Below are 14910 nucleotides of genomic sequence, written 5' to 3' on the forward strand. Positions count from 1 at the left end.
GGCTCACTTGCCGCAACTTCGTTGAAGTGTCAGGACCTAACGAAGGTGGCTAAGAGCTGTCGCTCCATCGACATGGCCATTCGAGGGAAGTCGATCCTACACGACGGCCTGCTGGCCTTGAACCAGAATGGTCATCTTCAAGTCGTAATGGCCAGCAAGAGCGAAGGTCACTTGCTCGTAGCTGAGAAAGCCCTTCACGGGATGATCGAAAGTCCGCTCGCCGCCTTCCCGCCCCAGCACCACGCGTTCATGCCAGTATTGCTTGAACGCTTCACTGCCCTCATTCAGTTCCTCGACGAGGCGGTGAATGGCCGGGTCGTTCAAGTGCGCAGTTACGTCGGCTCGAAACTCCGCAACGACGCGCCGGGCGCGGTTCGCGTAGTCGTGGATCAGCAAGCGTGCAGATGGTTCGAGAAAGATGAAGCGCAGCAGGTTCCTGTCGGCCGTCCCGTCCAGCCAGCCCACGAAGAGACGCTTGGCTTGGACGTTCCAGCTGCGGGCTGTCCAGGCGCGATCGAGCACGTAGGCGGGTGCCGCGATGAGATTGACACAGGCGAGCATGGCCGGCGAGACGACCTCAGTATGGCTCTCGTTCTGTTCGGGATCGCGCTGAGCGGCTAGTTCGAAGAGATAGGCCCGCTCGGCTCGGCCAAGCCGGAACGCTCTCGCAAGACGGACCAGCGCCCCGACAGAGATAGACATATCCCGGCCCTGCTCAAGCCAAGTGTACCATGTCACGCTGAGGCCGCAGAGCTGCGCCGCTTCCTCACGTCTCAGGCCGGGAGTCCGGCGACGAGCGCTGCCCGGCAGCCCGACATCGCGAGGGGTCAGCTTTTCTCGCAGGGATCTGACGAAGTCGCCAAGCTCTCGGCGTTGCTTCACAGGCACTGGTGCGACCATGGTGGAAATTATACCAGCATAATTTGGAATCTGAAACCACGCTCCTCGTCATGTTATGCGCGCTCTGCGCCCCGCATCAACGGAGAAAACAATGTCAGAGAAGAGCCACGAAGCCCTCGTCGTTGGCCAGTTCGGGTCCCGCGCAGAAGCCTATCTCAACAGTGCGGTACATGCGCGGAGCCCCGATCTCGATGCGCTTGTGGCGCTGATGAATCATTGGCCGAAGGCTCGCGCTCTCGATCTTGGTTGCGGCGGCGGCCACGTGACCTTCAACGTCGCGCCGCTCGTGCGGGAGGTTGTCGCCTACGACCTCGCGCCGGAAATGCTTGGCCTCGTGGAGCAAACTGCAAAACAACGGCGGCTCGACAATGTGACGACCCAGCAGGGCGCAGTGGAAAGCCTGCCCTTCGAGGACGGCAGTTTCGAGGTGGTTCTCAGCCGCTTCAGCGCCCATCACTGGCGCGACGTCGACGCCGGCCTGCGCGAGGTCGCACGGATCTTGAAACCCGGCGGCATGGTCTCCATTGTGGACACAATTACCCCCGGCATCCCACTCGTCGATACATATTTTCAGGCGATTGAGCTGCTGCGCGACTGCTCCCATGTCCGCAACTATTCGCGGGCCGAGTGGGAGGCCGCAATCGCGCGGGCCGGGTTCCTTTCCGCTTCGGTTAGTCCGTTCCGGCTGCGGATTGACTTCACCTCCTGGGTCGAACGCATGAACACCCCGAAGCTTCAGGTCGAGGCGATCCGCGCCTTGCAGGCCTCGGTCTCGGCGGTCTCCACTCGGCACTTTGAGACTGAGGCTGATGGCAGCTTTCACATCGATGTGGCGCTGTTCACGGCATCAAAGGTGCTTCGATGAACGCCCGCCCGGCAACAATGAGAGGGCAGGCATGAACGACCGCGATGGGTCAAACTCGGCAATGGCCCGCGTCGCAAAATCGCGTCCGGACCGACCCGCTCGGAGGCAGTCGTGTCCCGCCATATTGTCGTGGTCCCGATGTCCTAAAGTCCATCTCGGCCGAAAAGACATGAGAGGCAGCGAAATGATGCCGGGACCCATCGCCTATTGCTTCTCCCGTTGTCACGGGTTCTGCCGTCACATTTTGGTCGTCGGGACTTTCATCATCATGATGGCCTCCGCTCCACTGCAGGCTTCAACAGCGCCAAAAACCTCGGCCTGCGGATATCTCGCGGGTCTGATCGATAAGGCACCGCCATCAGGGCCGTTGTTCCTGCCGAGCTATCCGACCGTCGAATCCGGGCCTCTGCATGGCGCCGCCTACCTCTATGACAATGCGGTCGCCGCCATCGCATTGGTCGGTTGCGGTGAGCAAGACAAAGCGTCTCGGATTGGCGCGGCGATTCTCTGGGCCCTCGACAACGACCGCACCTGGCATGATGGACGGCTCAGGAACGCTTATGCCGCGGGCGTGGTGGCGAAAGGTCCCGTCAAACTTCCAGGATGGTGGGACAAGACTCAGAACAAATGGGTCGAGGATCGATATCAGGTGGGCAGCGATGTTGGTAACGTGGCATGGGCCATGTTGGCGTTGCTATCGCTTGATGATGCCAACACCGGCTCTCGCTTCCGCGATGGTGCAGCACGGCTTGGCGCCTGGACCGCGCAATGGGCCGATACGCGCGGGACCGGCGGCTTCACCGGTGGCACGTTCGGGCACGAACCGACGCCGGACGTGCGGACCTGGAAATCGACTGAACATAATACGGACCTCGCCGCCGCGTTCGGCCTTCTTGCGATCCGTACGGGCGATTCGCGCTGGCGCGATAAGGCTGCGGTTGCCGAGCACTTCGTCAATACGATGTGGGATCCGGCATGCGGCTGTTTCGCCGCGGGTAGCGCCGAAGACGGCGTCACCCACAATCCAATTTTGGCTCTGGATGCCCAGGTCTGGCCTTTAACGGCGCTCCCCGGAGCGGCCAAAAAATTTGCCGCGGCAATGACGACCGCCGAACAGCGAATGAGTGTCGATGACGGCTTTTCTTACGGCGAAGACCGAGACGGTGTGTGGACCGAAGGGACGGGCCAGATGGCTCTCTTGATGAAATTGCTCGGCAGGACTGAGAGGGCACAGTCGTTGATCGCTGTCATCGAATCCCAGAGATCGCCGGATGGCGGGGTCTATGCCACAACGGTCCGCGAGTTACCGACCGGGTTCGTGTTGGACACCGATCCGACCAAGCCGCGGCTGTATTTCCGATTGCCACATCTTGGCGCAGCATCGTGGGCTGCCCTCGCGGAAACCGGGTTCAATCCCTTCACGTTGACAACAGGGCTTCCGTAGCTGCGCGCAGCCTTCTCGCCGCGGACGTTTCGGTCCATCTTTCACGTGGGCCAAATTTCAACTTGAGGTTGACGTCGCCCCACCAACCCGACAAATTCTGAACAGTCGTTCCTAGTTGTGTGGGTGATGAAATGGGCAAAGTTGGACGCGCTTGGGTCTTTGGATTGCTGGCAGCAACAACGCTCGATTTTGCCTCAGGCCGGGCGAGCGCGCAGGGCGCGCGGGATATGATGGCGGTGTTCGGCGCCATCATGCAGACAGCGATGATCCATGCGACAGACGCCGAGTGGAGAAAATTGCCGCCGGGCCGCTTGGCTTGCGTCGACGAAACGCTTCGCCAGCGCGGTCTCAGTCTGCAAGCTCTTTTGGAAAACGGCATCAATCCAACCGATGGCCGAATCTCTGACGTCGTCTCGGGGTGCCGCCATCAACCCGCGCCCCAGCAGTTGGCAACCCTCGGCCCGCAAGCGACGACGCCAGAACCCGAGTTCGTTCCGATGTCGCGTCCGCTGCCGGCCACCGCCAATCCGTCGAAGTTCAAGGTCGACAAGGTGCCTCTTGGCAGCGTCTACCCTTTGAATTCGGACAACTACCGCGAATTTCAATGCAGACCCAGCGATCAGTTCACCGGATTTACCTGGTGCCAAAAGAAACGCGAGGAGCGCGCTCCAAGGGGAGCATACCTGTCTTCCTACTCTATGCTGCATACGGAGGATGGCCGCGCGTTCTATCTCAATCGCCAACTGGAGCCTGCGTTTTTCGACCCTGGCGAAGTCAGTGGCGATATCGATCGCTTGTCGCGGGCTTACCGCGAGAAACCGCATTTGATATCGATGCCGCAAACGATTTTTGGTGTCACCGGCGTCATCGCAACGTGGGGCAACGTGACGCTTGAGCCGCTGGATCCGGCGGCGACTGCGATGCTGGCTTCGGGCCGCAGTCCCGGCGGGATTTTGGTGGACTTCATCGGGCATTTCCAGAATTCAATACGTCAGGATCTTCCGGTCTACCGGGTGAGCGGTGGTGATGGTTTCGTCTGGGCGGAGAGCCACGACAGCAATGGGCGCGGCCAACTACGTTTCTTCGCGATTGATCCGTCCGCGCTCGCATCCCCTCCACCGAATGGCGAGCAAGCCGGCGCCCGCGAGCCGCCCGTGGTCGCGGCTGATCCATGGAAGGAATGTCAGGCCTCCGACATCGAATCACGACTGGCAGGATGCACCAAAGTCATCGAATCGAGGGGAGCCGACAAGATTCGCCTTGCGGATGCCTTTGATGGTCGATGCTCGGCCAACAATCAAAAGCAGAATTATCAACCTGCGCTTTCCGACTGCAAGACGGCGATCGATCTCAACCCGAATTATTCCTACGCCTACGCGAACCTGGGCGCGACCTATCTCGGGCTGAATGATCCGAACAACGCGCTCGCGGCTCTGAACAAGGCAATCGCGCTGAAACCGAATTTCGTGTGGTCTCGCCTCACCAGGGCAAAGGCGCTGGAGGCGTCCGGCGCCGAAAATTCGGAGATAATCAAAGAATATCAATACGCGTTGCTGATCGACCCAACTAACCCAGCGGCAAGAGATGGCATTACCAGACTGAGAACGGATGCCACCGCCGCTGTGCAGGACTCGGCGTCCTGCCTCGGTGACACCAAAGAGCAGGCAAGGTTGTTTGTCGTCAATGTCTCGTCGCCCGCAGCCGCAATGGAGCAGGCGGTAACGGCAATTTCGGCAAGCGCACAAGGTTATCGCGAAAAGCTGCTTTCCCAGCAGAGCAAGGTTGACAAACTCGCGCGGGAAAAGGAAGAGGCCGACAAATGGCAAGAATCGGTCGCAGGATCATCCGACGAGCGGAAGAAGATCCTGCTCGATGTTCAACGGCTATCCCAGGCGTCCGACGAAAGCCGGGCGCGTCAAACCGCAATTGCAGACAAGATCGCGGCTCGTGAAGGTCTGCTCAGCTCCGAAACCAGAAGAACTCGCCAAAAGGAAATCCGCGAAGAGCTCAAATCTCTACGTGCGCAATCGGCGTCCGCGGAGAGAGATGCTGGGAAGAAGGCGCTTGAGCGCGACGAAGCGATCTCACGAGCGCAGCGTAAATCGATCGATTTGGGGGAAGCTGTCGCTCGGGCCGACGCGGTCGGCGCGCGCAAAGAGAGCGCGGAAAGCTGCGTCCGGCAGATTCAAGCCAGCATCGACGCGCTCGAACTGAAAGCGGGTGATATCAGGCAGAAGCAAAAGCAACAGGCAGACAAGGCTCTGCAAGAGGACGCGACAAACCTGTTGAGTGACTTGTCGCAATTCGCGCAGAAGAGTTCGAATCTGGTGCCGCTCGAAATCGGGCCACTCGTCGCCTCGTTGAAGGCGGGGCTCAGCGCCAAGGATTTGAACAAGACCTCAGAAGCCTTTTCGTTGCTGCGACGTCGCCTGGACGAAATTCCGGAACTCAAGCAATACCGAGCCTCAAGGGAAGACGCACGGCAGTTGGCAGCGAAGGCCGAACTCGACGAGGCGGTCGACACCGCCCACGCGATCTCGGGTTTTTCGGAAAGTTACGCGAGACGGAACATCACCGCCGACAACGCGCAGGATGTGCTGAAATTGAAGGCCAGCCTCTCAGAAGCACTCGCCGCGCCGGATACTTCTTCTTTGAAGCTGGCCATTTCGGCAGCGGAGACACAGCTCGACCGTCTCCATCTGACTTCCGAATACCAAGAGTATCGGACAAAGCACCCCATTCAAAGCAAGAAGTCGCTTCCGGCGACGACCGACAGAAATCGACTGATCGTCGATGGCCCGCTCGATGAAACCCTGATTCTCGTTAATGAGAGCGGCAGGTCCGGCGTCGTCAGGAATATCCGAGGCGAACTCGTGTTTGACCGCGGGCAGGCTTCACTGTGCTTCTTGCATGACAATGGCCTGGATGCCTTCGGCATATCGGAACTCAAACGGAAGATCATAGAAAAAGGCGCCCGCACCGTGACTTTGTCGGGTGTGCGCTGTTCGACCGATGCGATCGACAGCTTCGACACCATAGCTCTGAATAGAGGGCTGTTTTCGACACTTGCTCCCGATATGGCGAAAGCGGTGCTTACCAAGGTCGACAAGGGCGAATTTACGCTGCTCGACAGTTTGAGCGACAGAGAATTGCAGGTGGCCCGCAATGGTGCCGGTATAAAGAGTCTGCAAATTGAAAATGAGCTACTGAAGAGGACAATCGACGGCTTCGGGGTTGTCGCGCTGGCAAATGGCACATCGATTGTGTGTCAAACGGTTCCGGATCGGCAAAAGGCCCATGAGGCCCTGGTGAACAGCGTTTCGGATCGCTTCGCGGTCGAGTTGGGGGCGCATCCGAAAGTCATCTCCACGTCGATCGAGAGCGCATTCGTTTCAGCCAAGCGAGGTCAGTGCGGTGCTGTCTACGGCAGCGCGAAGGATTTGAGGGATCTTATTGCAGGGTTGCAGCGGGATAAACTCGCTTACCGCGTTATGCCCGTCTGGTTCGCACCGACGGAGGTTGACGACGAGCAGAAATTGGTCGTTGACGCCGAAGCGCGTACATTACGCGAGCAGCAGGCGGTCGAGCAGAAACGGAAAGACGACCAAATCCGTGTCGCGATCCAGAGGCGACAAACCGATGCGGAGCGAAAAGAACGTCAGGTGGCGATGCAAAAGGAAAGCGGGGGAGCAGCTCGGGCTCTCCAAGACTCCATGACAGATGAGGTCAAGAAATTCACCGCAGCCGCCGACTTGTCGGCCGGGGCCCACGTCCGGCAGAAGTGGCCCGAACTGACGGCCTGGTACCGAAACCGAATTGCGGAAGATTGGCAATTGGAGGACGTCTTGGGCGACTTGCGCGATTATGGACAGGTGAAGTGGAAGGATCGCATCCTGGAAGCCGGCTTCGTCGCGATTACGTTCAAGATGAAGAACAGAGCGCTCGGTGAACATCAGCAGAAATGCTTCGTCGTGGGATACGTAGACGACCGCGAATTCGAGGTCGCGAGAGACCCGCTTGCCGTCCCTTGCGATGACGAGGTCGCCGTGGGTCGGTACAAGACTGCACACGAATTTTCGAGCAAGTGGATTGCTAACTAATCCGTCGCAAGGTCTTAATTTGATTGAGCAAGATGCGTCGTCTCAGAGCAATGAGCCTTTTTCTCCACGATAAAGTCGAGTTCCGGCTCATTGACAAGCTCTCGTCATAGGACTGTATTCCCCTCGTCCCGCCCCGCTGAGGGGCGCTCGCGATCGTCACGGACGCGGGGCGGGATGCGGTGGGCGCGCGTGGCGTTCGATGTCTCGGATCGCGCAGGGGTAACCTTGGGAGTGAGATGGGGCTGACGACGGCGCCAGGCGCGAACGGCCCAGCGCGCGATATCCCGGCGCATCGCCTTGCGCCATGGGGCAGGGCCGCGGCCGTCCAGGACGGCGGCGGGTCGCAAGTCCCCTGCAGTGGCCGTCACCTCAGGCTCGGCGGTCGGGGGTTTTCGCGCTTCAAGCCGTTAACACCATCGCGTGCGGAACGCCGGACGATGACGGCGTGACCGTGGTGACTAACTCGTGTGCTTTTCACTTTCGCACACGAGGCCGCGGACGCGTCCCGCGTCCGGCGTTCCGCGCGCCCTCTTGGCAAGAGGGCGGAACGTTCACCGCAAAACCCGGGCGCGCCGCGCCGCGGGATCGCGAAGGTGTATCTAGAATTTCGTGGCTGTTTGACAATCAAATCCAACTTCGTGTCCCGGGCGCGGCGCAGCGCGCAGCGCTGCCCCGCAGAACCGGGACCCCGCTTTCGGCGCCGACACCACCGGGGCCCCGGCTCTGCGGCGCACCACGCCGCTGCGCGGCGCGTTGCACTGCGTCCGGGGCGCGGGCCGCTGCGCGATCACCTGCGGCGGCGGGGCGGCTGCGGTTGCGGCGGCGGGGTCGTGCTCGAGCTTGGTCCGAACAGGATGCGGGTCGGGTTCTTGTCGAGATTGTTGACCGCCCGGCTGATGTCGGCCAGCGTGCGCCGGCCGTCCAGCATCAACGCGCCAGAGCGCCGGTCGAGATTGTCGCTCAGCTCGCGGAACGATTTGACCGCCTTGAGCAGCTCGCCGCCATCCTTGCCGCCGGCCAGCGCGTCGAGACCGAGCATGACATTATCGGTCTTCGAAATCACGCCGTCGACCTTGGCCATGATGCTGTCGATCCGTTCCGAGCTGTTCGCTAGGCTGCCGGTGAACACCTGCAGATTCTGCAGCGAGGCCTTCACCGTGTCCTCGTTTTCGGCGACCAGCCGGTTGACGTTCTTCAGCGTCGATTTGACCGCCTCGGAGATATCCTGCAGCGAGTTCGGATCGGCCGTCAGCACCGGCACGCCGTCCTCGTCCAGCGGCACCGGCGGCGCGGATTCGAGGCCGCCCTTGAGCGAGATCGCCGCCACGCCGGTCAGGCCCTGGAATTCCAGGCCGACCAAGGTGTCCTTGCGGATCGGCGCGCTGTTTTCGACCATCGCCAGCGCCACCACCCGGCGCGGATTGTCGAGCTTGACCGAGGTGACCTCGCCGACCCGTACGCCGTTGAAATTGACGCTGCCGCCATTGCGCAGTCCGGAGGCCGCGCCTTCGAACACGATCCGCAACGGGCTGCGCAGCTTGGCGGTGTGCAGGCTTTGAAACCACAGCACGAAGCCGAACGCCGCGGCGATCACCGCCAGCGTGAAGGTCCCGATCAGAAAGTAATTGGCCCGCGTTTCCATTCAATCAACTCCAGTATTTGTCGAAGCTAGCCGACAACGGCACGGGCTCGCTTGCCGTGAAAATAGGATTGCAGCCATGGATGGTCCGAGGCCTGCATGTCGGCCATGGTTCCGGCCGCGATGACTTTGCCGTCGCCCAGAACGGCGATCCGGTCACATGCTGTATGAAGGCTGTCGAGATCATGAGTTACCATGAAAACCGTCAGACCCAAAGTGCGTTGCAGCGTGCGTACCAATTCGTCGAATTCGCCGGCGCCGATCGGGTCGAGCCCGGAAGTCGGCTCGTCGAGGAACACGAGTTCCGGATCGAGCGCCAGCGCCCGGGCCAGCGCCACGCGCTTGATCATGCCGCCGGATAGTTCCGACGGAAACCGGTCGACGACATCGGGCTTCAGCCCGACCATGCCGAGCTTGGCGATGGTGATCTCGTCGAGCAGCCGCTGCGACAGTTTGAGATATTCGCGCACCGGGAACTGGATGTTCTGCCGCACCGTCAGCGAGGAAAATAGCGCGCCTTGCTGGAACAGGACGCCCCAGCGCCGCTCGACGCCGCGCCGCTCGGCCTTGCCGGCGGCATCCAGATCGATCCCGAACACCTCGATTTGGCCGCTCATCTTCGGCACCAGGCCGATAATGGTGCGGGTCAGCACCGACTTGCCGGCGCCGGAGGGGCCGACAAAGCCGAGAATTTCGCCGCGCTTCACGTCGAGGCTGAGTTCGTCGAGAACCTTGGTGGTGCCGAATTGAACGGACACGTCGCGAACCCGGATGATCGCGTCGGAGGCATCAATTTCCACGGTCACATTCCAATCGATGCGAAGAAGATCGCGAACACGCCGTCCATCACGATGACCAGGAAGATCCCCTTCACCACCGAGGCGGTGGTGTGCTGGCCCAGCGACTCGGCGCTGCCCTGCACCGCGAGCCCCTCGACGCAGGCGACGATGCCGATCACGATCGCCATCACCGGCGCCTTGATCATGCCGACGGTGAAGTGATTGATCGAGATTGCGTCGCGCAGCCGCAGCAGAAAGGCGTCCGGATCGACGCCGCCATAGAGCCAGGCCACCAGGCCGCCGCCATACAGCGCGGCGATCACGCCGAGAAAGGTCAGGATCGGCATCGCCAGCACCAGCGCGATCATCCGCGGCACGATCAGCACGTCGACCGGGTCGAACCCCATGGTGCGCAGCGCGTCGATCTCCTCGCGCATTTTCATCGAGCCCAGTTCAGCCGTATAGGCGCTGCCGGAGCGGCCCGCGACCATGATCGCCACCAGCAGCACGCCGAGTTCGCGCAGCACCAAGACGCCGAGCATATCGACCACGAACACGTCGGCGCCGAATTTGCGGAAATGGAAGATGCCCTGCTGGGCGACGATGCAGCCGATCAGGAAGGTGATCAGCACCACGATCGGCACCGCGCGCCAGCACACCTGCTCGAGATGATGCACCGTCGAGGTCAGGCGGAAGGTCGACGGATGCAGAACCGCCCGCACCATCGCCGCCAGCACCGCGCCCATCATGCTGATCAGCCCGAACATGTCCTCGCCGAAGGCATAGACAATGCGGCCCAGGCGCTCGATCGGCGCCCGCAGCGACCAGCCGGACGCCTGCGGCGGCGTCGCCGGTTCCACTCGACGCACCTCGTCGACCAGGCTGGAATAATCCGCCGACAGCCCGGCGATCTGGGCCTCGATGCCGTCCTGGGTCAGGCTGCGGCGCAGCCGTTCGATCAGCCAGGCGCCGAAAGTGTCGAGCTTGGCGACATCGGACACGTCGATGAAGATGTTGGGCCGCGTGCCCGTCAATTTCTCGGCATCGCTGACGAGTCGCTCCAGCACCGGCGCGAACCGGGCGGTCCATGAGCCGGCAGCGCACAGCGCCAGGCCCTCGCCTTTCGCAATTTGTTCGAGTGTCGGGCCGTGCAATGTCAACTCCTGTGCCATTCTGCACCGAATACATTTATCAAATGCTTATTTGGTAAACGCCTTGTGAGCGAAGCGTCTCACCAGCCATACTTGTCGGCGCCGAGCAAGCCTCGATTCCAGATTCGACTGCTGCAGAAATGATAATCACCATGCCGCCACAATTGACCGCCCGCATCGAGCGCTGGCCGATCGCCGGCGCGTTCACCATCAGCCGCGGCGCCAAGACCGAAGCGGTGGTGGTGATCGCCGAGATCAGCCATCGCGGCCACACCGGGCGCGGCGAATGCGTCCCCTATGCCCGTTATGGTGAAACGCCGGACGCGACGCTGGCGGCGATCGAGGCGATGCGGCCACAGCTGGCCGATGGGCTCGATCGCGCCGCGCTGCAGGCCGCCATGCCCGCCGGCGCCGCCCGCAACGCGCTGGATTGCGCCCTGCTCGACCTCGCCGCCAAGATCAGCGGGCAGCGGGTCTGGGACCTGCTCGAGCGCACCGCGCCGCGCCCGGCGACAACCGCCTACACCATTTCGCTGGGAACGCCCGACGCGATGGCCGCCGCCACCGCCAAGGCCGCGGGGCGTCCCTTGCTCAAGATCAAGCTCGGCAGCGACGATGACGGCGCCCGAATCGCCGCCGTGCGCCGGGAAGCGCCCGAATCCGAGTTGATCGTCGACGCCAATGAGGCCTGGACACCGGACAATCTCGAGCAAAATCTCGCCGAATGCGCCGAGGTCGGCGTCACGCTGGTCGAACAACCGCTGCCGGCCGGGCGCGACGACGCGCTGGCGCGGATCCGCCGCCCCTTGGCGGTCTGCGCCGATGAAAGCGTCCACGACCGCGCCTCGCTCGACGGCCTGCGCGACCGCTACGACGCGATCAACATCAAGCTCGACAAGACCGGCGGGTTGACCGAAGCGATGGCGATGGCCGATGCAGCGCGGGCGCTGGGCTTCGACATCATGGTCGGCTGCATGGTGGCGACCTCGCTGTCGATGGCGCCGGCCACGCTGCTCGCGCAAAGCGCCCGCTTTGTCGACCTCGACGGCCCGCTGCTGCTGGCGCGCGATCGTCCCAATGGTCTGCGCTATGACGGCAGCACGATCTATCCGCCCGATCCGGCGCTGTGGGGCTGATCGGCGGCCGCGGCATCGGCATCGAGCCGGCGCCGTCCCAGTAACATGACCAGGGCGCCGACCATCGCCATCGCCGCCATCAGATCATAGACGCGCAGGCCCTGCTGCGCATAGATCGCGCCGCACGCGATCGCCGCGCTGCTCATGACGATCCCGACGCAGGCGGTCAGATAGCCCTGCGCCCGCGCGATCATATGCCCCGGCACATGACGGATCAGCAGCGCCATGGTGCCGACCTGGGTCAGCCCGAAGCTCAATCCGTGCAGCAATTGCACCACGGCCAGCGCCGCCAGCGGCGGATCCTGCGCGATGATCAGCCAGCGCAGTACCGCGCTCAGCGCGCCGATCGCCACCAGCAGCGACGGCGCCAAGGCGAAGCGCGGCGACAGCGCGAACACCACGATCTCGGCGATCACCCCCAGCACCCAGAGCGCGGCGATCGTCATCCCGCTGATTCCAGCGCCCTGCCAGGCGATCGACGCAAAGGTGTAATAGGCCGCATGGCTGCCCTGGATCAACGCCGCCGCCATGATGATCGCGAAGAAGCCCGGGCTGCGTAGCAGCGCGGTGCTGCGCTGCGGCGAGGACAGCGGCGTGGCCGGCGCGTGTAGCGGCCGCAACCCGAAGCTGGTCATCGCACTGAGACCCGCCACGGCGGCGATCACCCAGATCAGCTTCTGTTCGGAGATGACATCGGCCAACAACCCGCAGGCCAGCGCGCCGACGACGAAGGCCGCCGAGCCCCACAGCCGCAACGGTCCGTAGTTCAGGCCGTAGCGCGCCACGCCCTTCAGCGCATAGCCGTCGGTGAGCGGCACGATCGGCGTCCAGGCGCAGGCAGTCAGCACGAACACAACGAATAGCGCCAGCGCTTGATGCATGAATCCAACCGCAGCGAAGCCGGCCGCGGTGAGGATCGCGGCGATCATCAGCACGCCGCGCAACGCCTGGCGCCGTTCGGCGAACCCGGTAATGAAGGGCAGGATGGTGAAGCGGGTGACCGCGGGCACCGCGACAATCACGCCGATCCACCACGCATCGATCCCGATCGCCTTCAGCCACACCGTGAAGAACGGCAAGTAAGTGCCGACCACCCCGAAGCTGGCGCCATAGAATAGCGCCAGACGAATCGCGAATCGCCGGGCTTCCAGCCGGCCTTCCACCTGCGTCCCTGAGTGGTTTTTTGATTCGGAAACCATCAATTCAATTGCGATTCGCTGTGGATCATGGTGATCGTTACCGCAACGCGCGTTGATTTGCGCTATGAGTCCCTTATGGCCGAAGAAGCATTTGCCCTGTCGCCGATTTCCGCCCGCGCATCGCTGCCCAGCGATGCCGACTACGAGGCTATCCGCGAAGCCTTCATGGAGACCGCGCGTGGTCGCTGGTTTCTGCGCGAATATGGCAAGCGCAACCGCAACGCCGATACCAGCATGGTGCTCGATGCCGTGGCTCGGATCGAGCAGACGCTGGTCGCGCAGAAGCAGGCTCCCGGCCAGGCGCTGAGCGAATCGCTGGGGGCGATTCGGGCGATCGTCGGCGAAGCCAGGGCCGGCGTCGCCCAGGCGATCGCCGGGCTCGACGACGGAACGCTCACCGCGGCGCATAACGGCGCGCGAATCATCCGCGAAGTCGCATCGACATTACGCGAATGCGGCGCCGATGCCCGGATCTGCGATCTGCTCGACGCCCAGCTGGCCGCGATCGATTCCGGCCACCGCCAGATCGCCGCGATCGATCGCCAGGCGGTGCTGACGGCATTCGATCTGGTGATCCAGCGGATTGCCGGCTTGGCCGGCGAAGACACCGCGCCGAGCAATGGCCAGCCGCGCGAGCCCGAACCATCGACGCCGCTTGCGCGCGACGAAGCGCGGCAGGCCGATTCGGATCACGCGGCAGCGCCCACCACCGTTATGACCGATGCCGCCGCTGCCGTGGCGCCGCCCGCGGAATCGCCGTCGCAGCCCGCCGAAACCACGGCGCAGATCGACGAACCCGATAGCGCCCCCGAGACCGGCATGCTGGAGACTGGCGTGCTGGTGACCGCCGAGGCGCCGACCGACCTGGCCGCTCAACCGGCAGTAGCCACAGAACCGGCCAGCGCTGAGCTGACGGAGCCGACCGCGCCTGTCGCGCCCGCGAACGCCGCGGACAACGCCGGGGCGTATGATCCGGAGACGGCGCAGGACGCCGTGCTGGATCTGGTCGCGATGGAAATGGCCGCACCGGACTTCGCAGACGAAGCCGCCCCGCAGGCTATCGATTCGGGGTATGCGGAATCGGCGACTCCGATGCCGGCAATGGCCGCCGAGCCGTGGTTCGACGAAACCGACGCGAGCAAGCCTGATGCCAGTCAGCCTGATGCCGGTCAGAATGATGCCGCCGAACTGGTCGCGGCGGCACCGGGCGATGGCGAAACCCGCACGGAAGCCGAGAGCGCGACGGCACCGACCATGGCCGCCGAATCCAGCGCCGTCGAATCCAACGAGGCGGAATCCACCGATGTCCCCGAAGCCGCGCCATCGCTCGGCGCTGCCCTGCTGGCGCGCGGCATGGTGTCAAAGCCGGCGACGTCGGACAGCGATGCTCTGGCGCCGATCCGCCGGATGAGCCAGGCCGAGAAGATCGCGTTCTTCTCCTAGAGCAGTTCTGTTTTTGATGGAATCAGGACTGGGCTTCGGAGCGCTCACAACAGGCACTGCCTCATGGTGAGGAGGCGCGAAGCGCCGTCTCGAACCATGCGCCGCAGACCATGCGGCTCCTCATCCTTCGAGACGCCCGGCTTCGCCGGGCTCCTCAGGATGAGGACTCAGTCCCCCCCCTGGGAACGACCAAATCCGCTTCTATCAATCGATGATAGCGATCTCAGGCTGGTTATTTCATCTTCAAATCTTGC

General features: G+C 62.8%; 10 protein-coding genes. 5 read left to right on the top strand and 5 right to left on the bottom strand.

The genetic code is table 11. From position 1 onward, the window contains the following. Positions 1-96: 96 nt before the first annotated feature. Entirely contained in the window at positions 97-900 is an 804-nt protein-coding gene (locus RBJ75_RS12665) for a helix-turn-helix transcriptional regulator (RefSeq protein WP_044414566.1), read from the bottom strand. A 91-nt stretch (positions 901-991) separates the two neighbouring features. Here RBJ75_RS12665 and RBJ75_RS12670 point away from each other — a divergent pair, with 91 nt between their 5' ends. From RBJ75_RS12670 to RBJ75_RS12680, 3 genes are all read left to right on the top strand, one after another. Then, a complete protein-coding gene (locus RBJ75_RS12670) occupies positions 992-1765 on the top strand; it encodes a class I SAM-dependent methyltransferase (protein ID WP_044414567.1) in 774 nt (257 codons plus the stop codon). A gap of 169 nt (positions 1766-1934) precedes the next feature. Next, the gene (locus RBJ75_RS12675; protein ID WP_234707470.1) at positions 1935-3209 is read left to right on the top strand and encodes a hypothetical protein; all 1275 of its coding nucleotides are present in this window, start codon (positions 1935-1937) and stop codon (positions 3207-3209) included. 131 nt (positions 3210-3340) lie between these two features. Next, positions 3341-7309 (top strand): hypothetical protein, encoded by a 3969-nt coding sequence (locus RBJ75_RS12680; protein ID WP_234707471.1) that lies wholly within the window; start codon positions 3341-3343, stop codon positions 7307-7309. Positions 7310-8096: 787 nt separating this feature from the next. Here RBJ75_RS12680 and RBJ75_RS12685 read toward each other — a convergent pair. Genes RBJ75_RS12685 through RBJ75_RS12695 form a run of 3 tightly spaced genes read right to left on the bottom strand, consistent with a single transcriptional unit; the run spans position 8097 to position 10899 of the window. Then, the gene (locus RBJ75_RS12685; RefSeq protein WP_044407108.1) at positions 8097-8951 is read right to left on the bottom strand and encodes an MlaD family protein; all 855 of its coding nucleotides are present in this window, start codon (positions 8949-8951) and stop codon (positions 8097-8099) included. 26 nt (positions 8952-8977) lie between these two features. Further along, positions 8978-9754, bottom strand: a complete 777-nt coding sequence (locus tag RBJ75_RS12690; protein ID WP_411194508.1) for an ABC transporter ATP-binding protein — start codon at positions 9752-9754, stop codon at positions 8978-8980. After that, complete coding sequence (locus RBJ75_RS12695; RefSeq protein ID WP_044407105.1) at positions 9751-10899, bottom strand: ABC transporter permease; 1149 nt, start codon at positions 10897-10899, stop codon at positions 9751-9753. Before RBJ75_RS12695 ends, RBJ75_RS12690 begins: the two co-directional genes overlap by 4 nt. Before the next feature lie 131 nt (positions 10900-11030). Between RBJ75_RS12695 and dgcA the strand changes: the two genes are divergently transcribed. Beyond that, positions 11031-12014, top strand: coding sequence for an N-acetyl-D-Glu racemase DgcA (gene dgcA, locus RBJ75_RS12700; RefSeq protein ID WP_411194509.1), 984 nt, complete (start codon positions 11031-11033; stop codon positions 12012-12014). On the opposite strand, the gene RBJ75_RS12705 is transcribed toward dgcA, so the two are convergent. Beyond that, positions 11984-13213 (bottom strand): MFS transporter, encoded by a 1230-nt coding sequence (locus tag RBJ75_RS12705; protein WP_044407101.1) that lies wholly within the window; start codon positions 13211-13213, stop codon positions 11984-11986. The two genes, dgcA and RBJ75_RS12705, sit on opposite strands and share 31 nt — an antisense overlap. Before the next feature lie 75 nt (positions 13214-13288). Here RBJ75_RS12705 and RBJ75_RS12710 point away from each other — a divergent pair, with 75 nt between their 5' ends. Next, positions 13289-14656, top strand: a complete 1368-nt coding sequence (locus tag RBJ75_RS12710; protein ID WP_044407100.1) for a hypothetical protein — start codon at positions 13289-13291, stop codon at positions 14654-14656. Positions 14657-14910 lie beyond the last annotated feature (254 nt).

It is taken from the genome of Rhodopseudomonas sp. BAL398 (assembly GCF_033001325.1).
GTDB lineage: Bacteria > Pseudomonadota > Alphaproteobacteria > Rhizobiales > Xanthobacteraceae > JARJEH01.